This window comes from Neobacillus sp. BP17 (assembly GCF_059579525.1).
Genome location: NZ_CM184198.1, coordinates 5,127,715 through 5,152,571, shown reverse-complemented (window position 1 = coordinate 5,152,571; position 24,857 = coordinate 5,127,715). Strand labels below are relative to the sequence as shown.

The 24,857-nt window shown below is 42.2% G+C and carries 23 protein-coding genes; 21 read left to right on the top strand and 2 right to left on the bottom strand.

The window, feature by feature from the left end:
- Positions 1-13: 13 nt before the first annotated feature.
- Positions 14-1,030 (bottom strand): multicopper oxidase domain-containing protein, encoded by a 1,017-nt coding sequence (locus tag AC4QJR_RS25200; protein WP_496524575.1) that lies wholly within the window; start codon positions 1,028-1,030, stop codon positions 14-16.
- Between the two features lie 185 nt (positions 1,031-1,215).
- On the opposite strand from AC4QJR_RS25200, the gene AC4QJR_RS25195 reads away from it, so the two are divergent.
- The 21 genes from AC4QJR_RS25195 (at position 1,216) to rbsK (ending at position 23,852) form a co-directional block, all read left to right on the top strand.
- Positions 1,216-1,578: an ArsR/SmtB family transcription factor gene (locus tag AC4QJR_RS25195; protein WP_098574094.1), complete on the top strand. Its 363-nt coding sequence runs from the start codon at positions 1,216-1,218 to the stop codon at positions 1,576-1,578.
- Positions 1,575-3,710 carry a heavy metal translocating P-type ATPase gene (locus AC4QJR_RS25190; RefSeq protein ID WP_496524574.1) on the top strand — a complete coding sequence of 712 codons (2,136 nt, stop codon included), beginning with the start codon at positions 1,575-1,577 and terminating at the stop codon, positions 3,708-3,710. Before AC4QJR_RS25195 ends, AC4QJR_RS25190 begins: the two co-directional genes overlap by 4 nt.
- Before the next feature lie 325 nt (positions 3,711-4,035).
- Positions 4,036-5,790, top strand: coding sequence for an alkaline phosphatase PhoD (gene phoD, locus AC4QJR_RS25185; protein ID WP_496524573.1), 1,755 nt, complete (start codon positions 4,036-4,038; stop codon positions 5,788-5,790).
- A gap of 71 nt (positions 5,791-5,861) precedes the next feature.
- Entirely contained in the window at positions 5,862-6,068 is a 207-nt protein-coding gene (locus AC4QJR_RS25180; protein WP_026564126.1) for a twin-arginine translocase TatA/TatE family subunit, read from the top strand.
- A gap of 108 nt (positions 6,069-6,176) precedes the next feature.
- On the top strand, positions 6,177-6,926 hold the full coding sequence (gene tatC / locus AC4QJR_RS25175) for a twin-arginine translocase subunit TatC (RefSeq protein WP_496524572.1): 750 nt from the start codon (positions 6,177-6,179) through the stop codon (positions 6,924-6,926).
- Positions 6,927-7,117: 191 nt separating this feature from the next.
- Positions 7,118-7,663, top strand: coding sequence for a copper resistance CopC family protein (locus tag AC4QJR_RS25170; protein ID WP_496524571.1), 546 nt, complete (start codon positions 7,118-7,120; stop codon positions 7,661-7,663).
- A gap of 2 nt (positions 7,664-7,665) precedes the next feature.
- Positions 7,666-8,742 carry a CopD family protein gene (locus AC4QJR_RS25165; RefSeq protein WP_496524570.1) on the top strand — a complete coding sequence of 359 codons (1,077 nt, stop codon included), beginning with the start codon at positions 7,666-7,668 and terminating at the stop codon, positions 8,740-8,742.
- A gap of 179 nt (positions 8,743-8,921) precedes the next feature.
- Positions 8,922-9,725, top strand: a complete 804-nt coding sequence (locus tag AC4QJR_RS25160) for an alpha/beta fold hydrolase (RefSeq protein WP_496524569.1) — start codon at positions 8,922-8,924, stop codon at positions 9,723-9,725.
- A gap of 75 nt (positions 9,726-9,800) precedes the next feature.
- Positions 9,801-10,592, top strand: coding sequence for an IclR family transcriptional regulator (locus AC4QJR_RS25155; protein ID WP_251461178.1), 792 nt, complete (start codon positions 9,801-9,803; stop codon positions 10,590-10,592).
- A gap of 278 nt (positions 10,593-10,870) precedes the next feature.
- Entirely contained in the window at positions 10,871-12,148 is a 1,278-nt protein-coding gene (locus AC4QJR_RS25150) for an MFS transporter (protein ID WP_375375366.1), read from the top strand.
- Between the two features lie 144 nt (positions 12,149-12,292).
- Complete coding sequence (locus AC4QJR_RS25145) at positions 12,293-12,829, top strand: cupin domain-containing protein (RefSeq protein WP_496524568.1); 537 nt, start codon at positions 12,293-12,295, stop codon at positions 12,827-12,829.
- Between the two features lie 117 nt (positions 12,830-12,946).
- Positions 12,947-13,861: a VOC family protein gene (locus AC4QJR_RS25140; protein WP_251461173.1), complete on the top strand. Its 915-nt coding sequence runs from the start codon at positions 12,947-12,949 to the stop codon at positions 13,859-13,861.
- Positions 13,862-13,877: 16 nt separating this feature from the next.
- Entirely contained in the window at positions 13,878-14,672 is a 795-nt protein-coding gene (locus AC4QJR_RS25135) for an SDR family oxidoreductase (RefSeq protein ID WP_496524567.1), read from the top strand.
- Between the two features lie 198 nt (positions 14,673-14,870).
- On the top strand, positions 14,871-16,559 hold the full coding sequence (locus tag AC4QJR_RS25130) for a thiamine pyrophosphate-binding protein (RefSeq protein ID WP_496524566.1): 1,689 nt from the start codon (positions 14,871-14,873) through the stop codon (positions 16,557-16,559).
- A 12-nt stretch (positions 16,560-16,571) separates the two neighbouring features.
- Positions 16,572-18,017, top strand: a complete 1,446-nt coding sequence (locus AC4QJR_RS25125) for an aldehyde dehydrogenase family protein (RefSeq protein ID WP_496524565.1) — start codon at positions 16,572-16,574, stop codon at positions 18,015-18,017.
- A gap of 12 nt (positions 18,018-18,029) precedes the next feature.
- Positions 18,030-18,815 carry an aspartate dehydrogenase gene (gene nadX, locus AC4QJR_RS25120; protein ID WP_496524564.1) on the top strand — a complete coding sequence of 262 codons (786 nt, stop codon included), beginning with the start codon at positions 18,030-18,032 and terminating at the stop codon, positions 18,813-18,815.
- A gap of 96 nt (positions 18,816-18,911) precedes the next feature.
- Positions 18,912-20,216, top strand: coding sequence for an aromatic ring-hydroxylating oxygenase subunit alpha (locus AC4QJR_RS25115; protein WP_496524563.1), 1,305 nt, complete (start codon positions 18,912-18,914; stop codon positions 20,214-20,216).
- 49 nt (positions 20,217-20,265) lie between these two features.
- Positions 20,266-20,775, top strand: coding sequence for an aromatic-ring-hydroxylating dioxygenase subunit beta (locus tag AC4QJR_RS25110; protein WP_496524562.1), 510 nt, complete (start codon positions 20,266-20,268; stop codon positions 20,773-20,775).
- A gap of 26 nt (positions 20,776-20,801) precedes the next feature.
- The gene (locus tag AC4QJR_RS25105; protein ID WP_496524561.1) at positions 20,802-21,587 is read left to right on the top strand and encodes an SDR family NAD(P)-dependent oxidoreductase; all 786 of its coding nucleotides are present in this window, start codon (positions 20,802-20,804) and stop codon (positions 21,585-21,587) included.
- A 29-nt stretch (positions 21,588-21,616) separates the two neighbouring features.
- On the top strand, positions 21,617-22,582 hold the full coding sequence (locus AC4QJR_RS25100) for a VOC family protein (RefSeq protein WP_496524560.1): 966 nt from the start codon (positions 21,617-21,619) through the stop codon (positions 22,580-22,582).
- A gap of 337 nt (positions 22,583-22,919) precedes the next feature.
- Entirely contained in the window at positions 22,920-23,852 is a 933-nt protein-coding gene (gene rbsK, locus AC4QJR_RS25095) for a ribokinase (protein WP_496524559.1), read from the top strand.
- A gap of 315 nt (positions 23,853-24,167) precedes the next feature.
- On the opposite strand, the gene AC4QJR_RS25090 is transcribed toward rbsK, so the two are convergent.
- Positions 24,168-24,680: a DoxX family protein gene (locus tag AC4QJR_RS25090; protein ID WP_496524558.1), complete on the bottom strand. Its 513-nt coding sequence runs from the start codon at positions 24,678-24,680 to the stop codon at positions 24,168-24,170.
- Positions 24,681-24,857 lie beyond the last annotated feature (177 nt).

The window sequence follows — 24,857 nt, the reverse complement described above, 5'->3', positions numbered from 1 at the left end:
TTTTCACTCCTTTCTATTCAACCTCAAAGAATCCCATCCAGCCTAGTTCCGCAAATTCGCTGACATGAGCATGAAACATATATTTTCCCTTGTATGGGAAACGAACTTCAATAATTCCACGTTCTCCTTGGCACTGCATAATGGTATCAGTAAATTGACTTGGGTTGTCATTTCTACCTGTTGGTATATACGTAAAAAAGTTTGCATGTAAATGGAAAGAGTTTAGTAAGTCAAACTCGGTTAAATTACTTAAATAGATTCGGACAAGTTGATCCTTTTTTATCTTTATTGGATGATTCATAAAGGCAAACGCATACCCATTCACTGTATAAAATTCATTTGCCCCATCTAAATCTAAATCAAAGGCATTCATGACCATATTTAATTCTAGTGCTGGTTCTCTTGGTGTTTTGGGATCAATAATAAAATTTCCATATAGGCCTTTATGAATATGCCGGCGCAAAGGTAAAACATGGCAATGATATAGTTGCAGGCCGTATGGTTTGGCTTCAAATTCATACGTAAAGGATTCACCTGGAGCGATAGCGTCCAATCCATCCATTTCTGGCGGGTGAATACCATGAAAATGAATCGAGTGAGGATGACTCCCACCGTTTATAAAATGAAATCGTAAAAGATCTCCTTCGGTACATCGAAATGTTGGGCCAGGAATCGTTCCATTATAGGTCCAGCCAGGGAACTTAATCCCCTTTGCGATTTCTATGTCTTTATCAACTGCAACTATTTGATATTCACGCAAAGTACGACCGTCTAATTGTTTGGTAGGTTTTCCATAATCAAACTCGGTTAAAAGACGTTTAGCCATTTTATACCCTTCTGTTTTCGTAGAATCATACATGTTTGAGTGATTTGCAGAATGATTATGGTGACTTGTTGATGCATGATCCTCTGCATGAACTACTTTAGAAATGGGTGCAACTTTATTTAAATAAATACTTCCTGCTATCCCTAATGCTCCGGTCGTTCCCATTTTTAAAATATCTCTTCGAGAAATATTATTTTTCGACATGTTTTTACCTCCACCTAAAAAGTTTCCTTCAAGCAACTTTATTGTCCTTGTCAATACTTTAAGATGCGGACATTCTTCTTGTCAATACATAAATCAAAAAACATTCAAATAATTATTTGACCATTTATACGTAATTACATATACTGATAATCAAATAGGCGTTTGAATATGGGGGTATGGAACTTTTGAAGCACGATGATGTATGTGAAATAACTTGCGTGGATGGAGAAAAGGTAAAAAGGGTAAAAGAATCGGTATCCCAACAAAATACAATGGCCGTTTCACAAATATTTAAAGCTTTGTCCGATGATACTAGGATTAAAATTGCCTTGGCTTTAAGCGAAGAAGAGGAATTATGTGTATGTGATGTAGCCAATATCGTAGGTAGTACCACCGCTACTGCCTCCCATCATTTACGGCTTCTTCGTAATTTAGGATTAGCGAAATATCGAAAAGAGGGAAAATTAGTTTTCTATTCTTTGGATGATGATCATGTAAAACAATTGATTCAAATTGCATTTGAGCATCAAAAGGAGATGAAATCATGAGTGCCGCTTTGGAAAAATCCAATGAAAAAACCGTATACCGTGTGCAAGGATTCACCTGAGCAGGCTGTGCGGCAAAGTTCGAAAAGAACGTACAGCACCTGGATGGTGTTGCTAATGCAAGTATAAATTTTGGAGCTTCTAAACTTACCGTTTATGGGGAAACGACCATAGAGGAATTAGAAAAAGCAGGGGCGTTTGAGAATATAAAAGTCATCCCTGAGAAAGAACGATTTGATGTGAAAAAAGAACCGTTCCTGAAACAATACTCAACGGTTATCGCCTCATTTGTATTCTTGCTGATTGGATGGGTATCAGCTCAAATAAATGGGGAAGAGAGCATCTCTTCGATTTTAGCTTATGGAGCTTCTATCTTAGTGGGTGGTCATCGCCTTTTCACCACGGGATTGAAAAACTTATTTCGACTTGAATTTGATATGAGAACCTTAATGACCATAGCTGTTATCGGAGCAGCGATTATCGGTGAATGGGGAGAAGGGGCAACGGTTGTCATCCTATTCGCTATCAGTGAGGTTCTAGAGTCTTATTCGATGGATAAAGCAAGACAGTCCATTCGTTCCTTAATGGATATAGCTCCGAAAGAGGCCTTCATTCGCAGGGGCGATAAAGAGTTTACAGTAGACGTGGACGATATTCGAATTGGAGATATCTTAATCGTAAAGCCTGGACAGAAAATCGCTATGGATGGAATGGTTGTAAAAGGAGTATCGTCTGTGAATCAAGCAGCGATTACTGGGGAATCTGTTCCAGTTGCCAAAACTGTGGATGATGAAGTATTTGCTGGAACTCTTAATGAAGAGGGACTTCTTGAGGTCAAAGTTACCAAACATGTGGACGATACTACGATTGCAAAAATCATTCATTTGGTGGAGGAGGCACAAGCGGAAAAGGCCCCGTCACAAGCATTTGTTGATCGGTTTGCGAAATATTATACTCCTGTCATCATATTTATTTCGCTATTAGTAGCCGTACTGCCGCCTTTATTCTTTGATGGGGATTGGAGTAAATGGATCTACCAGGGGCTGGCAGTATTAGTGGTAGGTTGTCCTTGTGCACTCGTTATTTCCACACCAGTTTCGATTGTAACCGCTATTGGGAATGCGGCCAGAAATGGGGTCTTGATTAAAGGGGGAATTCACTTAGAGGAAATGGGAGCGATTAAAGCCATTGCCTTTGATAAGACAGGAACCTTAACTGAAGGAATTCCTGTTGTAACGGATTATCTTCCACAAGAGAATACAAATCCAAAGGAACTTCTATCCATTATCGCTGCATTAGAAAATGGTTCACAACATCCTTTAGCTTCAGCAATCATGAAAAAGGCGGAACAAGAACAATTACCTTATCAAGACCTTGCGATTGAAGACTTTTCTTCGATTACAGGGAAAGGCATTAAGGGTAGAGTTAAGGATCAAATATATTATGTGGGAAGCCCTAATTTATTCGATGAACTCTTAACCAATGGAATACCAGTGAAGCTTAAGGAGACGATATCTGAACTCCAAAATAAAGGGAAAACAGTTATGGTGGCTGGGACTGAATCACAACTATTAGCCCTGCTGGCAGTTGCCGATGAAGTGAGAGGAAACAGCCGATCAGTTATCCAGAAACTTTACTCATTAGGTATTCAAAAAACAATCATGTTAACGGGTGATAATAAAGGAACGGCCAATGCAATTGGCCAGCAGGCAGGAGTTTCTGATATTCAGGCTGACCTTTTACCTCAAGATAAACTTGCCTTTATTATACAATTAAGAAATAAATACGATCGTGTGGCCATGGTTGGGGATGGTGTGAATGATGCCCCAGCTCTTGCAGCATCGACTGTCGGTATTGCTATGGGTGGAGCTGGAACGGATACAGCTCTTGAAACAGCCGATATTGCATTAATGGCAGATGATTTAGGTAAACTGCCATTTACGTTAAAACTAAGCAGAAAAGCCTTATTTATCATCAAACAAAATATTACTTTTTCATTAGGAATTAAACTCTTCGCCCTATTATTAGTGATCCCCGGCTGGTTAACCCTATGGATTGCAATATTTGCCGATATGGGAGCGACACTTATCGTGACACTTAATGGTTTGCGGCTTCTCCGGGTAAAAGACAAATAAGCTATGGCTTCCCAACAGTTTGGGAAGCCATTTTTTGATTTTAATCTTGGTCCCTCATAGTTTGTAAGTTTTTTATTAAGAGGATATTAAATAAAACAAGACAAAATGACTACGTAAAATCGATAAAATTTACCGTTGATTGGAAAAAATATAGACTACTCATTTCAATTTTTATCACCTTTTAGTTCTAAATTCCTGTTATAGATTCAATCCCTATCGACCGCCTTATTATTTATCTATTTACAATCTTCATAATCTATTAATAAACACCATTTATAATCAAAGTCGTGTTTAAGAAATCCTATAATCTAAGGGGGAAGAAATCATGACAAATGAGAGAACTTTGGACGAATTAATTAGGAATTTTACCGAACAAAATTTGAAAAAGAATGTAGATCGCCGCAGTTTTCTTTATGGCGCAGGCAAAATTGCAGGACTGTCCCTAGGGTTGGCCATTGCTCAGTCAATGGGAGGATTTAAAGTTGATGCGGCTCCAAATTTCAGCGAATATCCTTTTACACTTGGTGTCGCTTCTGGAGATCCATTATCTGATAGTGTAGTTTTATGGACAAGGTTGGCTCCGGATCCATTGAATGGCGGAGGGATGCCATCCCATATTGTTCCAGTCAATTGGGAACTTGCAACAGATGAAAACTTCCGCAACGTAATCAAACGAGGGACAGAACATGCCTCGCCTAGCCTCGCGCATTCTGTCCATGTAGAAGTGAGCGGACTGAAGGCGAACACGGTATATTTTTACCGATTTAAGACCGGAAATGAACTAAGCCCTGTTGGAAAAACAAAAACCCTTCCGGCAGCAGGTGACAGCATAGCAAGCATGACGTTCGCATTCGCTTCCTGTCAGCAATATGAACACGGATATTATACGGCGTACAAGCATATGGCGAAAGAGGATCTTGATCTTGTGTTCCACGTCGGCGATTACATATATGAATACGGTACGAATGAGTATCTTTCTGCAACGGGCAATGTCCGTGCCCACAAAGGCGATGAAATTATCACGCTTGAAGATTACCGTACGCGTCATGCCCAATATCGTTCAGATGAACACCTGAGGGCTGCACATGCTGCATTCCCGTGGGTGGTCACATGGGATGACCATGAAGTGGAAAACAATTACGCAAATGTCATTCCAGAAAAGGACCAGTCTGTTGAAGAGTTTATCAAGCGCCGTGCCGCTGCTTACCAGGCATATTACGAGCACATGCCGCTCCGCAGGACGTCATTGCCTCACGATGGCGGGATGCAATTATACCGGGATTTCGCTTATGGTGATTTAGCGAACTTCTATGTTCTTGATACACGCCAGTACCGGGATGACCAGGCGAATGGTGATGGTACGAAAGCCCATACACCGGAATCCTTGGATCCTAAGCGTACACTTCTTGGTGCTGAGCAAGAACAATGGTTGTTTAACAATCTAGGAAATTCTAAATCTCAGTGGAACGTCCTAGCCCAGCAGATTTTCTTTGCACAGCGCAAATCCGGAACCAGCACAGCGCCAAAATTCAGCATGGATTCATGGGACGGCTATCCGGCCCAACGCCAACGTGTCACAGATTTCGTTGCTGGCAAGAAACTTAACAACATTATTGTTATTACTGGCGATGTCCATGCAAGCTGGGCTTCTAACCTGACGACTGATTACAACAATCCAGACGCTCCGATTATTGGGGCAGAGTTTGTAGGGACATCGATTACAACAGGAGGAAATGGATCGGATTGGCGTGCAGACACAGCCAAATATTTAGCGGACAACCCGCACATTAAATTCTTTAACAATTACCGCGGTTACGTTCGATGCCAGGTCACTCCAGAGCAATGGCGTGCAGATTACCGTGTTGTTCCGTTCGTAACAGAGCCGGGAGCTGATATTTCCACAAGGGCGTCATTTGTTTATAAGAAAGATCAGACAGGGATCAAGGAAATAGCCGCCACTACGGTGCCTATGGGTGTCAAAATGTCTAAAGAAGTCGAAGAAGACCGTCACCGTGCCCACGCACGAGCGCACGAAAAGCAAATGGAGAAAAAGCGCAAACGCGGAGCCGTTACTAATTAATTTAGTGGAAAGGCTTGGTTAAAGAACATTATCGAATCACCCCTACTGACACTTAGAGGAGATGAACTTACATGCTTTCCAATATTGGTATTCCTGGGTTAATTTTAGTACTCGTCATTGCTCTAATTATATTCGGGCCATCAAAGCTGCCGGAAATCGGTCGGGCATTTGGCCGTACCTTAACCGAATTTAAAGGAGCTGCAAAGGAATTAGTATCTGATGATCACAAAGAGGAAGAGAAAAAACCTGCACTTTCTGCTGTGAGAAAGGAAAACTAATAGAAAAGAGAGCAGGCGGACTGCCCGTCAGCTCTCTTTCTATGTGTGCGGATGAATGTTGGAGCAACTTTCACTTAACCGCGTAAAAATAAAAAGGAGGTTTCTAGTATGGGCTCCAAAGAGATGCGTCTGACTGATCATTTAGAGGAGTTTCGCCGGCGATTGATTATGACGGTACTGGCTTTTGTTACTTTTCTGATTGCCAATTTTATTTTTGCCCAGGACATTTATAAGTGGCTTGTAAAGGATCTGGATGGAAAACTGGCTATCCTTGGTCCGAGTGATATCCTCTGGGTCTACATGATGATCGCGGCAGTATTTGCAGTCGCTGCAACTATTCCAGTCGCTGCCTACCAGACGTGGCGTTTTGTGGCACCGGCGTTGAATCGTGAAGAAAGTAAGGTGACCTTAAGGTTCATCCCTGGGTTATTCCTGTTGTTTATTGGAGGAATTTCATTCGGTTATTTCGTGCTGTTTCCGATTGTGCTCGGATTTTTAACGAATCTTTCTGCAGGACAATTTGAAACGATGTTCACAGCTGAGAAATATTTTCGGTTCATGATCAACCTAACACTGCCATTTGGCTTTCTGTTTGAAATGCCGCTCGTGGTGATGTTTTTAACAAGATTAGGTATTCTCAATCCAATTAGGCTAGCCAAGGCGAGGAAACTTTCCTATTTTAGTCTAATTGTTGTATCCATTTTGATTACTCCGCCTGATTTTCTTTCAGATTTTCTGGTGATGATTCCATTGCTTCTACTATACGAAGTGAGCGTATCCTTGTCTAAGATTGTTTACAGGAAAAAATTGCTGCTTGAAGCGGTCCTACAGAACGATGGTCTACCGGAAAGCGGATGATTCACCACAGATCATCAGTGAAAAGAATTAATATAAATTGGAAAAATACTTAAGGATGATACCGAAATGGTTTCATCCTTTTATTTATGAGTCCAAAGAAATTGAAAATCTGTGGGTTTTGATTCAAAATGATGATGTTATAATGAATGGAATGTGTAGAAAAATATTGCTACCAAGAAAGGATATACAAAATGAAAAGATTACTTTTTTTACTAGTTGGCATGTTGGTTATGCTTCCTTCGATTGCCAGCGCCCATACTGAATTGACCACATCAAATCCAACTTCTGGACAAGTTGTTAAAGAGGACCTTAAAGAAATCGTTCTTACATATGAAGGGAAGATCGAATCGTTAAGCACGATGAAATTGGTGAAAGAAGGGGAGGAAGTCCCGTTAGTTAGTGCTGCTCCAAAAGAAAATCGACTAATAGGTACATTACCGGCACCACTAGAAAATGGCTCCTATACGATTAAATGGAGTATCGCTGGTGAAGATGGTCACCCTATATCTGGTGAAATCCCCTTTACGGTGCAAAAGGTAGTGAAGGAAGAACCAAAGGCTGAAACAAAACAGCCCGTTACTCCAAAAAAAGAAGAACCTAAAAAAGAGAATTCTAACCAGGAAAAAACAAAAAATGATTCGGCGGATTCTACATCCAATATGAAGAATATTATTATTAGTGTGGTCGTCCTCATTTTAATCATTGGAGTATTCCTTTTATTTAAAAGGAAGCGTTAGTAATGGGACTGTTAATTCCTATCGCAGAATTCGGTAATTATTTGTTGTATTCGATTCTTGTTGGACATGTGGCTTTGCTTTTTGTACCTGAATCCAATAAACCAAAAATCAATATTCCAATACCGGTTTTACTGCTTTCCACACTTGGAATTATTATTTTCTCATTAGGGCCTGTTGTTCAGACGGTTTCCTATTTTCAAGGTGGAGTGGGTCTTCCTTTAGCCATAAAATCTGTGTTGTTGGACTTCCAAGTAGGAAAAGCATGGATTTTTATTGGGTTTATGGCGACATTCTTATATCTAGCAATTTTGCTAAAGGGCTCCAAATATGTGCAATCCATCTTTCTGTTCCTGATGATATTAGCTGTTGGATATTCCAGTCATTCTGCTTCACTGTCATTTTGGCCAGGATTGCTGTCACATAGCACTCATTTTCTAATCATTACATTATGGACAGGGATCCTTATTCATGTTGCTTGGTTCTCTACAGAGTGGTCAAATTGGTCTAAATTTTTACGGTGGTTTACGCCTTTTGCCATTTGCTGTATCCTCATCATACTTTTTAGCGGGATTTATCTAATGTTATTTGTAGTTGAACCTAGAGATTATGTTCGAACTTGGGTTTTGCCGTATGGACAAATGCTTCTATTAAAGCATATTAGTATTGTTCCCGTATTAGTTTTTGCCTTAATCAATGGTGTGCTTTCAAGGAAAACAGTAAAACTCCCTGCTTTTAATCCGAAACCGTGGGTAAAAGCAGAAAGTATTATTTTATTGTTCGTTTTCTATTTTACAGCGGTGATGGGAACATTGTCGCCGCCACATGAGGTTGAATTTACGGTGAAGTCGGAAGGCGCATCAAAGTGGGTAGAATGGTTATTGGAAAAGAGTATTCTTTCCACCGTACAGTTGAATTTAGTACCGTCCCTTCAAACGGGACTACTAATCATTGTTTCTATCCTATTTTTGTTCCTGATTATCATTAGTTTTAAAAGGGTAAAGCCTATTCTAGGAGTCGTCTTTGGTGTCGGTTTTATCGCAGCATTGTATTTTGGTTTAATTCTGTCTATTGCTATATAAGTACAGTAAGATAATAATAACGACATAAAAAGGGCTGAAATTTTTCAGTCCTTTTTATGTTGTTTGTATAGATTTCAGTAACTTTTGAAAATTCAGTTGACTTATCAGACAATTGTTTTAATATATAATTATAAAACAATGTTTTACTTATAAAACAAACTTCGTTTGGAGGGGAAAGCATGCCATTTTTACAAGTAGTAGATCTACAGATTCATTATGAAATTGAGGGAGAGGGACCCCCGTTAATGATCTTACATGGAATGGGGAACAACTCGCAGTCTTGGAAAAAACAATTACAGGGCTTATCTAAGCAATTCACGGTGATTGCTTGGGATGCGCCTGGATACGGGAAAAGTTCGGATCCGAAAGTAGAATTGAAAGAATTTAGTCAGTTTGCGGATGTGTTAAAAGGATTTATCGAAAAGTTAAACTATCCATCCGTCACGCTGCTAGGGCATTCGATGGGTTCAGCGATTGCACTCGACTTTTGTTACCGCTTTCCTGAGATGGTGGATGCGCTAATTATTTCAGATGCAACCAGAGGGGCAGCAGCACTGAGTAAAGACGAGAATGAACGAAGATTAAACAATCGTCTCCGAAACATTGAAACTCTAGCTCCAAAAGAACTAGCGAAACTACGTGTACAGGAACTATTATCACCACAACCGGATCCTGAAGTTAAAAAAGAAGCAGAAAGAATCTATTCGCAAATCAGACCGATGGGCTTCCGCTCTGTCGCCTATTCGCTTTCTTCCCTAAATCAAATGGATATTCTTCCATCGCTCCATGTTCCTACGCTGGTTATTTGCGGAGAATTAGATCGGGTGACACCTGTTAGTGAATCGCAGATATTTCATGAGGGTATTAAGGAATCCACTTTTGTGACGATCCCTGGAACCGGACATTTGTGTTATCAAGAAGACCCTGCTCGTTTTAACGAAATCGTCCGAGACTTTCTAACCTCTTTACCGATAAATCAATAAGGGAATATCTTTCTTTGCGTAAATTTTGATAAAATAGTAGTATAAGTAAATTAACAATGAGTTGGTGAATTGCTGATGGCAAAAGAAGAAAAGGACAGATATAATGCCAATTCGCTAGTAAGGGGATTGGAGATTTTAAAGTTATTTAGTGAAGAGCGTCCGACATTATCCTTAGTAGAAATCGCAAAAGAACTGGATGTGAGCCGAACCGTTCCGTTCCGATTATTGTATACACTCCAAACACTTGGCTATCTCGACCAGGATGAACACACGAAACGCTACAGTTTAACTCCAAAAGTGCTTGAATTAGGTTTTGCCTACTTAAGTACATTAAAACTCCCGGAAATTGCGCAGCCTTATTTGGAAAAATTACGGGATGAAACAGGGGCATCTTGTCATTTATCCATTTTGGATGGACAAGAAGTCGTGTATGTTGGCAGTGCACCTGTCCGCGGGGTTTCCGCGGTTAATGTGAATATTGGGTTAAGACTGCCCGCCCATGCGGTCGCCAATGGAAAGGTCCAGCTGGCGTATCAGTCACAAGAAAAACTGAACCAAATATTATTTGGTTCGAATTTAAAACCTTATACGGAGCGAACACAAACCGATTTTATGGATTTTGGACAGGATTTAGCATCAATCCGAGAAAAAGGGTATGCGATTACAAAGGGAGAATTCCACCATGGAATTCAGTCTGTGGCTGCACCTGTTTTTGAGCGGACAGGCAAAGTAATGGCCGCGATTAATTTGGTTGCAACTGAGGCAACGTTCAACCAAGAGTTTATTGAGAAAATTGCTGTACCTAAAGTGCTGGAAACTTCCAGAATTCTATCCGGTTTTATGGGCTGCCATACAAAAGTGAACTAGAAAGCTTGCGAGCAATCGCAAGCTTTTTTGTTGTATGTTTTACATATAAAACGCATTTTATTTAATAAAACAAATTGCATTATTACTGTTGACACAATTTTCTTAAAACTTTAAAATAAACATAGTAGCAAACCTTGTTTTGTATATGAAACGTTTTCATTGCTGCTGGAAAATATTAAAGGAGGGATAAAAGTCGGGTTGGGACATCGAACTATTGTATAATAAGATCCTGTGGAAGCGTATTCATTGGAATTCAAAACTAAAAGGGGGCACTTTTCTTGCTGAAAACGAATAAACGTTGGATTTATATTGCCATGCCTATTTTCTTTTTTTGGTTTTTTGGACAAATTGATAAATTAGGGATTTCGATTATTCAAACCGATCAAGGTTTCTTAACGGATCTAGGATTAACTGGTGCCGATAAGAACGCAAAAATTGGATTGATTACTTTTATCTTTACGATTTCTTATGCCGTATCCAACATCTTCTGGGGATTTATCATAGACAAGCTTGGGGCAAGGAAGACAGGGATCATCGGTCTCATTGTATGGGCGATTACAATGGTGATTGGCGGGTTATCTACTTCCTATGAGATGTTTATCTTGAGCCGTGTCATTCTTGGTATTGGTGAAGGAATGATGATCCCAATTTGTGGGAAATTTATCTCCAATTGGTTCCACCAGCGCGAACTGGGTCGGGCGCAATCTTCCTGGCTGTCAGGAAACTATTTAGGACCGGCGTGTGGAGCCATTATCTTAACACTTGTGATTGCTACTTTTCATTGGCAAGCCGCCTTTTTTGTTTTAGCAGCGTTTAATATTTTCATTGTTCTTCCTATGTTTATCTTCCTTACACGTGATACACCTGAAGAACATCCACGTTTAGATCCACAGGAATTAGCGTATATTCGTCAGTCAGATTCCAATGCACCAACGAAAAAACAGAACTTTGCTCAGGACTACCGTTATTGGATTGTTTGGTTCGGCATGTTAGTATCATCGTTCTTATTTTTTGGAATTAGTATTTGGCTTCCTACTTATTTAGTTGGTGCGAAAGGATTCTCAAGAGAGGCGATGACTGGAATCACCTCGTTATCTTGGCTCTTCGCCTTGGGATTCGTTCTCCTTTGCGGGTATTTGGCCGATAAAACAAAGCGTCCTAGCTTACTTGCGACGATTCTATTTCTTTTGACAGCTACCTTTTTAACGGCAGCGATTCTTTCTCCGCAGCCAGTGATGGCGGGGGTTTGCATGGGCTTAGCGATGGGAACGCAAGGGGGCGTATTCCATTTAAGTAACCTATTTATGGTTAAATTCTCGACACCTGAAACAGCCGGCCGTGCAGCAGGATTAATGGGTTTCACGAACATTCTAGGCGGGTTTTCCAGCTATATTATGGGCTTTATGGTTGATATCGCTGGCGGGGACTTTGGACCGTCCATTGTGATGTTGATTATCGCAGCGGCGCTCGGATTCGTTGCGTATCTGTTTACATTGAAAAGAGAAGCCTCTGAACTCAAGATTGAGAGTATACCTCCCAATCGGGTGACAATCTAGTATGTTAAACGTTACGTATATAAAACGTAGTTTTGAATATTAAATTTTCTCAATATTTTTAATTGACAATTATAATATTGAGATTTATTATTGGTTTATAAAGAAAACAATGTTTTGCATATAAAACATAGAGGAGTGTTGAAAATGTCTGAGGAAAAATTTTCGGTAGAAGCATTTGAAAAGAAATACGTGGCGAGGTTAAAGGATCGCACGCTCGATTGGAATGTGCTGAAGTTCCAGGAGGAAATTGATCCAGCTTATCGCCGGGCGCAAATGAGATATATTGGCCGAGGTGCGACAGCGAATAATGATTCAAATGTAATTGCAGCGGAACACTTTACCTTAAGCACGATGGTTTTACCTGCAGGTTGTATGGGCCCGCTTCATTTACATGATGATGTGGAAGAAGTTTTCTTTGTCATCAAAGGCAGTGTAACTGCTCTTATCCAAGAAGAGGGCGAAAGTGAAGTCCATGAAATTGTCTTAAATGAAAGGGATTGTATCAGCTCCCCTCCAGGCGTCTACCGCGGTCTCCGCAATGATACGGAAGAAGAGGCATTAATGCTTGTCATGTTAGGTGCAGTCAAGCCGAATTTACCGACCTATCCAAAAGGAAGTGCGTTAGAAGAACTTCGTATTCAGCGGGCAAAGGAAAGAGAAGCAATTATTAACGGAAAGTAATTTGACAATTAGGCAGATGTTTAAGGGAAATGTACTCCCTGATTACTTTGTTGACAGGGATGGTCCGCTTACTTTTTAACGGGATCATCCCTGTTTTTAAAAATTGGAGGTGGCGAGATGTTAGGGATTACTCATTTACGGCATATCAGCTTAATTACCCCTGTTCTCCAGGAACAAGCTGATTTTTATGAAAAGATATGGGGCCTAGATAAAGTGGCGCAAGATGAACATTCGGTTTATTTTCGCGGCGCTGGCCCTGAAAACCATATATTAAGCTTGCATGCAGGTGAGAAAAGAGGACTGCACCATATCGCGTTTGGAATGGTCGATAAAAATGCTGTCGACCGTGCAGCGGAAATCCTTGCTTCAAAGGGTGTCAAGATAGTTTCCCCGCCAGGATATTTAGACGAAGAAGGAAAAGGATATGGTTTGCGCTTTGTCGATCCAGAAAATCGCTGCATTGAATTATCCGCCTGGGTTGAAATTCATACGTCGATTTGGAACAAGAAAAACGTCGATCCGGTCAAACTGAACCATGTCGTAATGAACACGAAAGACCTGGATATGATTACGGATTTTTATACGAACGTCTTAGGGTTTAAGGTGACGGACTGGAGTGAGCACCAAATGTCCTTCTTGCGCTGTAACCGAAAACACCACTCGATTGCTTTTAATCAAGATGCTCACGCCTCTGTGAACCATATCGCCTATGAAGTGGATACCGTCGACGAGGTCATGAGAGGAATCAGTAATGTAAGAAAAGCAGGCTATCAAGAGATTTGGGGCCCAGGCCGCCATGGTCCTGGTAACAATGTATTTTGTTATTTCCAAGATCCCGGGAAGTTTGTCATGGAGTATACCTGTTACTTAGAAACAATTGAAGATGAGTCTGAATGGAGAGCACGTGTCTGGAAGCGGGTCCCACATCTAATGGACCAATGGGGCATTGCCGGACCGCCAAAACCGGAAACAAGAGCGGCGATGGGTGGAGTACCGGATCCTGGATGGGTCGATGTAAAAACATTGGTATAGCTAAAAAAGGGGTGTCATGATGGATTTAGGATTAAAGGGTAAGGTAGCGGTCGTTATGGGCGGAACCTCTGGTGTTGGCTTAAAAACAGCAGAAATGTTTCTTCAGGAAGGGGCCAGCGTCGCGGTTTGCGGCAGAAATAGTGAGCGCAAAGACCAAGCTTATGATCACCTCACAAAGTTTGGAACAGCAGCCTCCATTTTTGCCGCAACCTGTGACGTCACCAATAAAGAGGAAGTCAACGAATTTATCAGCGGTGCAGCAGAGTATTTTGGGGGAATTGATATTCTTGTCAATGCAGCCGGTCAAAGTGTGATGGGATATTTCTTTGATGTTACCGATGAACAATGGCAGCAACAAATCCAGTTGAAATACTTTGCGATAATTTATGCGGTGAAGGCAGTTCATCCTTATTTGGTTCAACGGGGCGGCGGCCGCATTGTTAATATTAATGCAACCTTAGCAAAAGAACCGGAAAGACATATGATTGCCACGGCGGCAACGAGAGCAGGCTTATTGAATTTAAGCAAGACATTATCGCAAGAACTTGCTTCCGATAATATTTTAGTCAACTCCGTCAGCTTAGGCTTAATTCGAACCGATCAATGGGAACGGCGCAGATTGAAAAATGCTCCGGATATGAAAGCCGAAGATTATTATGCAGACTTAGCCAAAAAGCGAAATATCCCTCTAGGCAGAGTAGGAGAAGCAGAAGAAGTAGCTAGCGTGATTTTATTTTTATCCTCAAATAAAGCAAGCTATGTATCAGGTTCAACCATTGAAACAGCAGGAGCGCTCGGGAAAGCGCTTTAATTAGATGCAAATGGATAACTCATTGTTGATTGGAACGGAAGGCGCGAGACTCCTGCAGGAGTACGGGGCAGGGGAGACCCCGCAGGAGCGCAGCGACGAGGAGGCTCCCCGTCACGCCTGCGGAAAGCGAAGCGCCTGGAGTGGAAATCAACAATCTATTAACATAGCTAAAATCATAGATAAAGGCAGGAATGAATAATGAGTGAAGATAAGCAATTAGAATTTACAACAGCTGACGCAGTGGTCCAAGAACTTATTCGTGCTGGTGTAGAGGTAGCGTTTGGAATTGTGAGTATCCACAATATGCCGATTTACGATGCAATTCTCCGCGAAGGAAGTATTCATTTAGTTTGTTCCCGCGGGGAAAGTGGAGCAGCCAATATGGCGGATGGCTATGCAAGAGCAACAGGGAAATTGGGCGTCGTGATTACGAGTACGGGAACAGGGGCCGGAAATGCAGCCGGTTCGCTAATTGAAGCATGGGCCGCAGGCGTACCGGTTCTTCATCTGACCGGCGAGGTGGCCTCCCCTTACTTAGGAACGGGCAGAGGCTATATTCACGAATGTAAAGACCAGTTATCGATGATGGAAGGCGCTTGTAAAAAGGCCGTACGATTACGAAAACCTGAGCAAGCAGGAGCCGTCGTTAGACAAGCGATCCAAGAGGCATTGGCTTATCCAGCAGGACCTGTAACACTTGAAATCCCCATTGATTTTCAATCGGCGATTATTCCTAATCATTCGATTGAGGAAATCAGCGTAATTGCTCCAACCAATCAAACCATCCCAACCTTACCTGAAGAGGTAGTAAGCAAAATTAGTCATGCTCGCCGTCCGGTCATTTGGGCAGGAGGAGGGGTGATTACTTCTGGTGCATCGAAAGAGGTGACAGCGCTTGCCGAAAAGATTAGGGCAGCCGTGATCACCAGCCAATCGGGTAAAGGAAGTATACCTGAAGATCATCCACAATGTATCGGCCACTTTGCTGCGAATGAATTAACGAGAAACCTTTTGAAAGATGCTGATTTGTTGATCAGTATTGGTGTGAGATTTAGAGGGAATGAAACAGCGAACTGGAAAGTCCCTGCTCCAAAAGAACATATCGCAATTGATGCTGACTTCTCGGCGATGAATCGAAACTATGAAACTAGCTATGGACTTGTCGGCGATGCCAAACATATTTTACAAGGTTTAAATCAAGCATTAGCTCAAACGTCAGTGGCTCCGGATCCTTCTTATCTTGATGAAGTGCAGTCCGTTCGCGAAGAATTGCGGACTCAGTTACGAGCGACGCTTGGTCCTTATGAGCAAATCCTCGATGGCATGCGAAAAGTATTGCCTAAAAACACCATTTTAGTCCGGGATGTAACCGTTCAGGCAAATGTATGGGGAAGCCGGTTATTTGAAATCTATGAGCCAAGAACATCGATTCACGCATCAGGCGGGGGAATTGGTCAAGGGCTGCCAACGGCAATTGGTGCGCAAATGGCCAATAAAGATCAGTCTGTTGTGTTAATGGCAGGAGATGGCGGATTTATGGTTAATGTCGGTGAAATGGCCACCGCTGCCCAAGAGAAACTGCCGTTGATTGTCGTGTTATTTGATGATGCTGGGTATGGCGTGCTCCGAAATATTCAAGATGCGGCATATGGCCGTCAGGTAGCGGTTGATTTAATGAGTCCTGACTTTGTGTTATTAGCGCAATCAATGGGATTTGACGCCGCGCGAATTTCTTCAGCTGCAGAATTTGTCACAGAACTGGAAAAGGCCGTCGCAAGTAAAAAGCCTAACATGATTGTGGTCGATATGGAAGCGGTCGGACCGATGGCAAAACCATTTGGAGGTCCTCCTGGGGCAGCCGATGCTTTTAAACCGAAAAAGTTGTAGGGAGGAATAAACGTGATTTCAACACATCCATATGTTTCAGGAAAATACTTAATTGGCGGTCAGTGGATCCAAGCTGAAAAAACAGTAAAAGTCATCAATCCAGCACAGACGAGTGAAGTAGTCGGCGAAGTGGCACTATGTTCAAAAGCGGATGTAGAAGAAGCAGTGGGAACCGCAGTGAAAGCCTATGAAAGCTGGTCGCAAAGTGAGATTGAAGACCGGGCCAACCAGATGAGGCTTGCAGCGGAAGAGATTAAGGCCATCGTGGAAGAGAATGTTAGTTTACTAGTTCGCGAGAATGGCAAGGTACTTGTTGAAGCGAAGAAAGATTTGCTGCGTTGTGTCGATATCATGAAACAAGGAGCAGACGAACTTCTTGAATGGTGGAAGCCGGAGAGCCTGCCAGGGAGTCAAAAGGTGCAGATCCGCAAGCGTCCACGCGGGGTAGCAGCAATTATCTCTCCGTGGAACTCCCCGCTGATTCTTACCTTTAAGCGAGTTATTCCTGCGGTGCTGGCTGGAAATACCGTCGTGGTGAAGCCCGCAACGAGTTGCCCTTTAACGATTATGACGTTTTTAAAAGTGGTCGCTTCCTATTTTCCTGCTGGGGTCATTAATATCGTGACAGGTTCGGGCGGTGTGATTGGGGATGCACTTTGTTCCGACCCGCGGGTGCGCACGATTGCATTCGTTGGCAGTACCGAAACAGGCAAAGAAATTATGCGCGCTGCTGCCGGGACCGTCAAAAAATTATATATGGAACTGGGCGGGAATGATGCAGCGATTCTTCTTGCTGATGCGAATTTTGATGATGAGGCGGTGAAGCGTCTCCGGTTTGGTGTTCTTCGTGCGGCAGGGCAAGTGTGCTCCGCTATTAAAAGGATCTATGTGCATGAATCACGTTATGAAGAGGTCGTAGAAAAATTAACGAAGGAATTCAGCCGCATTCGAGTGGGCAATGGAATTCAACCGGATGTCGAAATGGGTCCATTAAATAACAAATCCCAATATGACTATGTAAACGGCTTGATCAAACGGGCCGCTGATGCAGGAGCAAATGTGATTACGGGCGGAATTCAGCTCGACCCGGAATCGTGGGAACAAGGTTATTTTATTGCACCAACGATTATTACTGGAGTCGAGCAATCCAGTGAAATTGTGCGTGCGGAACAATTTGGTCCGGTGATTCCGATTTTACCGTTCTCAGATGTGGATGAGGTCGTACGACTAGCTAATGACAGTGAATTTGGTTTAAGGGCGTCTGTTTGGACAGAGGATGAAGCATTGGCCGTGAAGTTAGCGGACCGGTTGGAAGCAGGGGCTGTTTTTCATAATAATCATACGGTTTTCCAAGACCTTCATCTTGATTTCCCTGGATTAAAGGAAAGCGGTCTTTCTCGTGAAACAAGGCATTGCGGGCTCGAATATTTCGCAGATTCATATGGTTTGGCTAACTAAGGGGGAGTCGGGATGAGAATAGGGTTAATTGGGGGAGGAAATATTGGCAAGTTCCTTCTTCAACGCATCAATATCGAAGGACTTCTTCCGGATGGTAAAATTGTCGGCCTCTATACAAAGAACAATCAAACGGCAGAGCAGCTTGCTGCTGAGTTTGATACAGCAAATTATCATGATGTTCAACTGTTAATCGAAGATCCTGCGATTGACGTAGTGATTGAAGCTGCGACCATTGAAGTGGTGAAAGACCATGCGGCTTCTATTCTGGCAAAGGGAAAAGATTTAGTGTTAAGCAGTGTGGGTGCCCTGGCCGATGTGGATTTTTATAGGGAACTTGAAGGAATCTGTCAAGCAAGCGGCACGAGAATCCATTTACCTGCAGGGGCCATCGGAGGCTTGGATGTCTTGAAAGCAGCTAAATCGATAGGCGAACTAGAATCGGTTTCGATTATTACAAGGAAACCGCCGCAAGCATTGCCTGGAGCACCTGCTGACCGAGAACAAGTGATGTTCGAAGGCTCGGCAAATGAAGCAATTGAATTATTCCCGAAGAATATTAATGTATCGATTATTTTGTCTTTGGCGGGGCTGGGTCCAGAACAAACTGGTGTGAAAATTATCTCTGATCCAACCGTGAGGAAAAATAGTCATTCCATTGAGGCGACAGGATCTTTCGGAAAACTATCACTACAAGTGGAAAATGATCCAATGCCGAATAATCCGAAGACAAGTTACTTGGCTGCGCTGAGTGTGTTGTCTGTTTTGAAAAATAAAGATGCGGTTGTTAAAGTGGGATAATGATAAAATAATTTTATAATAGTAAAAAAACAGGGGGAACCCGAAGAGTTGATCTCATTCTCCTGTGAATATGAGAAAAATTAGGGGGATAGGCCTATGATTAAAACGAACATCAATCTTGAAGAAATGTCGCAAAAAGAAGCCATTGAATACTTAATCGAATCCGTTCGACCAGAAGAGGGCTCCATTCCTGCCTCGCTTTTAGGCGACCCAAAGATTTATGACATTGAACATAAGAAGGTATTTTTAAAAACCTGGTTGTTTATTGGTCATGAATCGGAAATCCCCAATAAAAATGATTTCATTACGAGAGATGTAGCGGGTTATTCTGTCATTCTTACACGCGGTGCTGATGGTGAAATTCGCGGCCTCTATAATATGTGTACCCATCGCGGCATGAAGCTTTGCCGTGCGGATGCCGGTAATAAATCTTCCTTTACCTGTCCATATCATGGCTTTAATTTTAAAAACAATGGCGATTGTGTCGGCGTACCGCTCCAAAAGGATATTTACGGTGAAGGCTTTGATAAAACGGGTTTAGGGCTTCATAAAGTCAGAATCGAAACCTACAAAGGCCTGATCTTTGGTACATGGAATGACGAGGCAGAATCATTAGAAGATTTTCTAGGTGATTTTAAATGGTATCTTGATATTTTAGTGGGACGTGCCGAAATGGAAGTGGTCGGGCCGCCGCAACGGTTTATTATTCAATCGAACTGGAAAATTGGTGCAGACAATTTTGTCGGTGATTCCTACCATACGATGGTGACGCATGGGTCGATTGTTAAATTGGGAATGGTTCCAAGTGCAACCTATTCCAAAAAAGGGTATCAAATCCATACTAGCCATGGACATGGCTTAAATCTTGGGACACCGAATCCGGATTTTGCTTTCCCTGAAGAGCTGAAAGATGAATATAAATCCAATTTAAGCGAAGAACAATATGACGTCTTGTCCAATTTAAAAAATATGATTGGAAATATTTTTCCGAACCTCTCCTTCTTAATTTCTCATACAAAGGTAAAGGGCCAGTTGATCTCGAATACTTCGGTTCGTCTATGGAGGCCGGTGGGTGTCGACAAAATGGAGGTCATTACTTGGTTTTTAGTCGAGAAAAATGCATCACTTGATTGGAAAAAGCGTTCTCGTGAGTCGTTTATATTAACCTTCAGTCCGTCTGGTATCTTTGAACAGGATGATACAGAGGTATTTACGGATATTACCGCGGCTGCCACTGGGACAATGCCTTTAGTGAAACAATTGACCTTTAATTATACGATGGGGTTACATCGTCAACCTGTCGGAGACTTTGTAGGACCTGGTGTGGTTTTTGATGATAAATTCACGGAGGCCAATCAACGGAACTTTTATCGTTACTGGCTCGATCTAATGACGACCTGATGTATGAGGGCCTTTTTGAAATACGTATGAAAGATGGGAGGAGTCATGTATGAGTTTAGAGAAAATGCTGGCAACTTATGAATTTGAACAATGGCTGTATGAAGAGGCAAAGTTCCTTGATGATATTGATTTTGATGGCTGGTTTAACCTCCTTCATCCGGACATTTCTTATCAAATGCCGGTGCGGGTCAATAAGGAAGGGATTGAGCGCCCTGATTACTCCTTAGATATGTTTGCGTTTGATGATGATATTGAATTATTGAAAATCCGCGTTGACCGTTTAAAAACCGATTACGCTTGGGCTGAGATACCGCCGTCGCGGACACGGAGGTCAGTCAATAACGTGCGCCTCATCGAGTACGTTCCGAATGAAAAGGCAGTCGTCCACAGTTATTTAACCATCTACCGCAGCCGCAGTACGGATATCCATCACGATCTAATCTCTGGCGAACGGCAAGATGAATTTACCTTTGTGGATGGGGAATGGAAGCTATCTAAGCGGGTATTCATTGTGGATCAAACGACATTAAATACTAGGAATCTGGCTATTTTTGTATAGTAGCTAAAGTAGAAAGGAGCACCATGATGGCTCAACTCACAGGAAAATCAGTCTATTTGACCGGAGGTGCCTCCGGGATTGGAAAAGCTGTCACTGAGGCATTTGTGAAAGAAGGTGCGGTTGTCACCATTCTTGATCGGTCACTAGCCGGACTAAATGAGCTCAAACAGCAATTTGGAGAACAGGTTCAATGCATTGAAGGTGACGTGACCGTCTATGAAGACCATGTGCGAGCCGTACAAACAGCAGTTGAAACCTATGGAAAATTAGATGTGTTTGTGGCGAATGCCGGTGTATTCGATGGATTCGCCAAATTTGAAAATGTCACTCCGGAAGCGATGTCTGCGGCCTATGACCTCCTATTTACGATCAATGTGAAGGGATATTTCAATGGGGCAAAAGCGGCCACTGCGGAGCTGAAGAAAACAGCCGGGAACATGATTTTCACCGTTTCTGGGGCCGGTTTTTATCCAGATGGGGGCGGTGTTTGGTATACGGCGAGCAAGCATGCCCAAATTGGGTTAATGCGACAACTTGCGTTTGAATTAGCACCCGACATTCGAGTCAATGCGGTCGCGCCTGGAGGAACGTTAACCGCGCTTCATGTCATTCCGCCGCTGCAGCCTTTTGTAAAAACCGTCGATAATGAGACAAAAGAGAAGAGTATAAAGAAACGGAATCCACTCCAAATTGCGATGCAATCGGAAGATCATGTCGGAGCCTATCTCCTGCTCGCTTCCGATCAGGCCCGCGCAATTACAGGTGAAGTGATTTCAAGTGATGGAGGCTTGGCCGTTCGCGGACTAGGTTGATATTAGCATGAAAAACTGGGGGAATATAAATGACCGAAAAATCATTGACAGAATTAAAGCCGTTAGCTGGAAATAACGTCATTAATCAAATTGCATTCGTTGTTCGTGATATAGAGCAGGCTTCCGAAGCATTTGCGAAACTTCTGGGGATCCCGGCACCGAAGTGGTTTCTAACAGGCGACCGTGATGTTTCTAAAGTGGTCTTTCGCGGTCAGCCAACCGATTCCCGTAGTAAACTCGTGTTCTTAAACACACCAACCGTACAGATCGAATTGATTGAACCGGACACCGAACCTGGCACCATGCGCGAATTTTTGGATACGGCGGGGGAAGGAATCCATCATATCGCTTTTGATGTGGACTCCATTAAAGAGAAGCTGCCTGTTTTTGAAGAGAACGGATTTCCGTTGCTGCAAAGCGGGGAATTTACATCTAGTGATGGAAGATATGTATATGTGGAAACGTTAAATAGTCATAAGACACTCATGGAGCTACTAGAAAGTGCTGAGCCGAGAGATACGGCACCTGCTGCAGATGTATTCACTCCCTTGTTAGGAACCAATAAAGTTGAGCAGCTGGCCATTGTTGTGAGAGATTTGGACGCTGCAGCTGATGCGTACTGCAAGTTACTAGGTGTCGAAAAGCCACCCGTGATTCAATCTGGCCCAAGTGAGCTTACACAGGTTATTTTTGAAGGAAAGCCAACGGAGGCTGACTCCAAATACATGTTTATCAATACCCCATTACTTCAACTAGAATTAATCGAGCCGGGTGATTCACCAAGCACGTGGAAAAAGCACCTTGAAACATATGGCGAAGGGGTTCACCATATTTCCTTCGTGGTCGATGACATGGAGGAAAAGATGAGATTACTAGAGGACATGGGCTATCCCGTCATTCAGAGAGGTAACTTCTGGAATGGGAAAGGTAGATATGCCTACATGGACACGGCATCTACATATAAAGTAATCATAGAATTACTTGAGAGATATTAATTTTAACAACTGCAATAAAAGCCCTAATCGTGACCGATAAGGGCTTTTTTCCATGGAAATGGTCACAAATAAGTGCTAATCATTCCCGTCGATGGCTTTTTTCAATCAGAACGGTCACGAATAACTACTAATCATTACCGTCAGCCTCCTTTTTCAAAGGGAACGGTCACAAATCAGCGCGATCCTTTCCCACAACAGATAAACTCCTTTCATTCCCGCCCGATTTTTGTCGAAGTTTAAGAAGTTTTTAGCTTTATAGATAATGATAGAATGAAAAAATAATATACTACCGTTTTTATAGTAGTAACCAAATGAATCAGCAATGGGGCGGATAACAATGAATATTCTCGTCGTTGGAAGTATAAATATGGATATTGTTAATCGGGTTGCAAAGCACCCGCTTCCAGGTGAAACCATTAAAGGGCAGGGGACGGATTACTCACCAGGAGGAAAAGGGGCCAATCAGGCGGTGGCTGCTGCATTAGCAGGTGGTCAAGTGACGATGCTGGGTGCCGTTGGGAAGGATCCGTTTAGTTTGGAGCTTGTCGCTTCGTTAGAGAAATCAAATGTCGATACAAGTGAAATTATCAAAAAAGACGGAACATCAGGAATGGCCTTTATCACCGTTGACGAGTCTGGAGAAAATACGATTATCTTATCGGAAGGCTCTAATGGAAAACTCTCGATAATAGATGTAGAAAAGAGGCTGCAGTTATTAGAAGAGGTGGATATTCTTTTATTACAAAATGAGGTACCGTTAGCAACCACCCTATTTGTTCTAAAAGAAGCTGCAAGGCATAATGTCCAAACGTATTTTAATCCAGCCCCAGCATTGGAGATTCCTATCGATGTTTTTCCGTTCATTGATTTTCTTATTTTAAATGAAACCGAAATGGAAGTGGTCACTGGTATACGTATTGACACAGAGAAGGAACAAGAGCGGGCGATTAATTGGCTGATTGAAAAAGGAGTAAAGTCAGTCATTTTAACGCTTGGTGAGCAAGGATCGCACTATTATTCAAGGGAAGAAGGCAGGATTATTACAAATGGATTTAAAGTGAACGTAATTGATACAACAGCAGCCGGAGACACGTTTATCGGTTCTTTTGCATCCGCTAAAGCATCTGGACAGGATACAAAGGACGCCCTATTGTTTGCTACAGCTGCATCAGCAATCACTGTTACACGGAAGGGAGCGCAACACTCGATTCCCGTGAAGAAAGAAATTATTGATTTTTTAGAAGTGAATAAGGAAGGCATCGATCAGTAAAAGGCAGAGTATTTTTCATGGGAGTAGCCAGTATAGGAAAAGGAACTATAAAACTAGTTCCTTTTCTTTTTGGAAGGCTGTGTTAAAGGATAATGGTGATTTTTGCACACTGTTGACCTTCGTTTCAGGCTACGAAGACTCCTGCGGGAGTACGGGACAGGAGAGACCCCGCAGGCGCTGAAAGCGAAGCCGCCTGGAACGAACGGAAATCAGCAGACTAGTTTAATGCAGCCAAATAAAAAAGGCGGGAAAAAAAGGTTTCCATTGTCAGGCCCTTTTTGCTTTTGGATTCTCCTAGATTACCTTCATAAAAACTTAAGCACCCTGGGGAAATTGTTCTTTGTCTGCTTTTTTAATTAATATTTTTCTTAACAATGGCATGGACCAGCGATCCAATCCAATTCTCCCAGCATTTATTCCAGCGATTAAAATAAACAATCCCAGTAAAACCATTTGAGGATTTGTACTGGTTGTTCCAGATAACATATAAGCAAAGTTCATCGTAAGACCCATTATTATAGAAAATGACGTGAAAATACCCAAAATTAATCCGAGACCTACTAAAAATTCGCCCCAAGGAACTAATATATTAAAAAGATCCACATATGGTAATGCTACCTCACTTAAAAAATTCCCCCACCAAGGTTGAACAGCAGGGTGTTCTCCAGACATGTTTTTAATGGCTCCAATCATAAAGCCGCTGGCATCAAATTTTCCACTAGAGATTTTTCCCCAACCAGCAGTTACCCACTGCCAACCAAGATAGAGACGAAGAATTGTAAGCAGCGGTGACACATAACGGTTTTCTTTTAAAAATTGAATAAACATAATAACCTCCTCTGATTATTGATAATAATTATCAGTGATAACGATTATCATTATCGTTTAAACGAATGCCTTCGTCAACCGGTGAAAAGTACTAGGTATTTTTCGTGTGGATAGATCAATATCCCTATTACTAAGAAAAGGATATGAAAGCAGCGTTGAGTGAGGAAGAGCATATTT

Excerpts from the sequence above, each read along its gene's own strand:
- AC4QJR_RS25155 (WP_251461178.1), top strand. The coding sequence starts at position 9,801 with ATGGCAAAAGAAGAAAAGGACAGATATAATGCCAATTCGCTAGTAAGG.
- AC4QJR_RS25115 (WP_496524563.1), top strand. The coding sequence starts at position 18,912 with ATGATTAAAACGAACATCAATCTTGAAGAAATGTCGCAAAAAGAAGCC.
- AC4QJR_RS25140 (WP_251461173.1), top strand. The coding sequence starts at position 12,947 with ATGTTAGGGATTACTCATTTACGGCATATCAGCTTAATTACCCCTGTT.
- rbsK (WP_496524559.1), top strand. The coding sequence starts at position 22,920 with ATGAATATTCTCGTCGTTGGAAGTATAAATATGGATATTGTTAATCGG.
- AC4QJR_RS25090 (WP_496524558.1), bottom strand. The coding sequence starts at position 24,680 with ATGTTTATTCAATTTTTAAAAGAAAACCGTTATGTGTCACCGCTGCTT.
- AC4QJR_RS25110 (WP_496524562.1), top strand. The coding sequence starts at position 20,266 with ATGAGTTTAGAGAAAATGCTGGCAACTTATGAATTTGAACAATGGCTG.
- nadX (WP_496524564.1), top strand. The coding sequence starts at position 18,030 with ATGAGAATAGGGTTAATTGGGGGAGGAAATATTGGCAAGTTCCTTCTT.
- AC4QJR_RS25170 (WP_496524571.1), top strand. The coding sequence starts at position 7,118 with ATGAAAAGATTACTTTTTTTACTAGTTGGCATGTTGGTTATGCTTCCT.
- AC4QJR_RS25100 (WP_496524560.1), top strand. The coding sequence starts at position 21,617 with ATGACCGAAAAATCATTGACAGAATTAAAGCCGTTAGCTGGAAATAAC.
- AC4QJR_RS25130 (WP_496524566.1), top strand. The coding sequence starts at position 14,871 with ATGAGTGAAGATAAGCAATTAGAATTTACAACAGCTGACGCAGTGGTC.
- AC4QJR_RS25145 (WP_496524568.1), top strand. The coding sequence starts at position 12,293 with ATGTCTGAGGAAAAATTTTCGGTAGAAGCATTTGAAAAGAAATACGTG.
- AC4QJR_RS25160 (WP_496524569.1), top strand. The coding sequence starts at position 8,922 with ATGCCATTTTTACAAGTAGTAGATCTACAGATTCATTATGAAATTGAG.
- phoD (WP_496524573.1), top strand. The coding sequence starts at position 4,036 with ATGACAAATGAGAGAACTTTGGACGAATTAATTAGGAATTTTACCGAA.
- AC4QJR_RS25135 (WP_496524567.1), top strand. The coding sequence starts at position 13,878 with ATGATGGATTTAGGATTAAAGGGTAAGGTAGCGGTCGTTATGGGCGGA.
- AC4QJR_RS25200 (WP_496524575.1), bottom strand. The coding sequence starts at position 1,030 with ATGTCGAAAAATAATATTTCTCGAAGAGATATTTTAAAAATGGGAACG.
- AC4QJR_RS25105 (WP_496524561.1), top strand. The coding sequence starts at position 20,802 with ATGGCTCAACTCACAGGAAAATCAGTCTATTTGACCGGAGGTGCCTCC.
- AC4QJR_RS25165 (WP_496524570.1), top strand. The coding sequence starts at position 7,666 with ATGGGACTGTTAATTCCTATCGCAGAATTCGGTAATTATTTGTTGTAT.
- AC4QJR_RS25180 (WP_026564126.1), top strand. The coding sequence starts at position 5,862 with ATGCTTTCCAATATTGGTATTCCTGGGTTAATTTTAGTACTCGTCATT.
- tatC (WP_496524572.1), top strand. The coding sequence starts at position 6,177 with ATGGGCTCCAAAGAGATGCGTCTGACTGATCATTTAGAGGAGTTTCGC.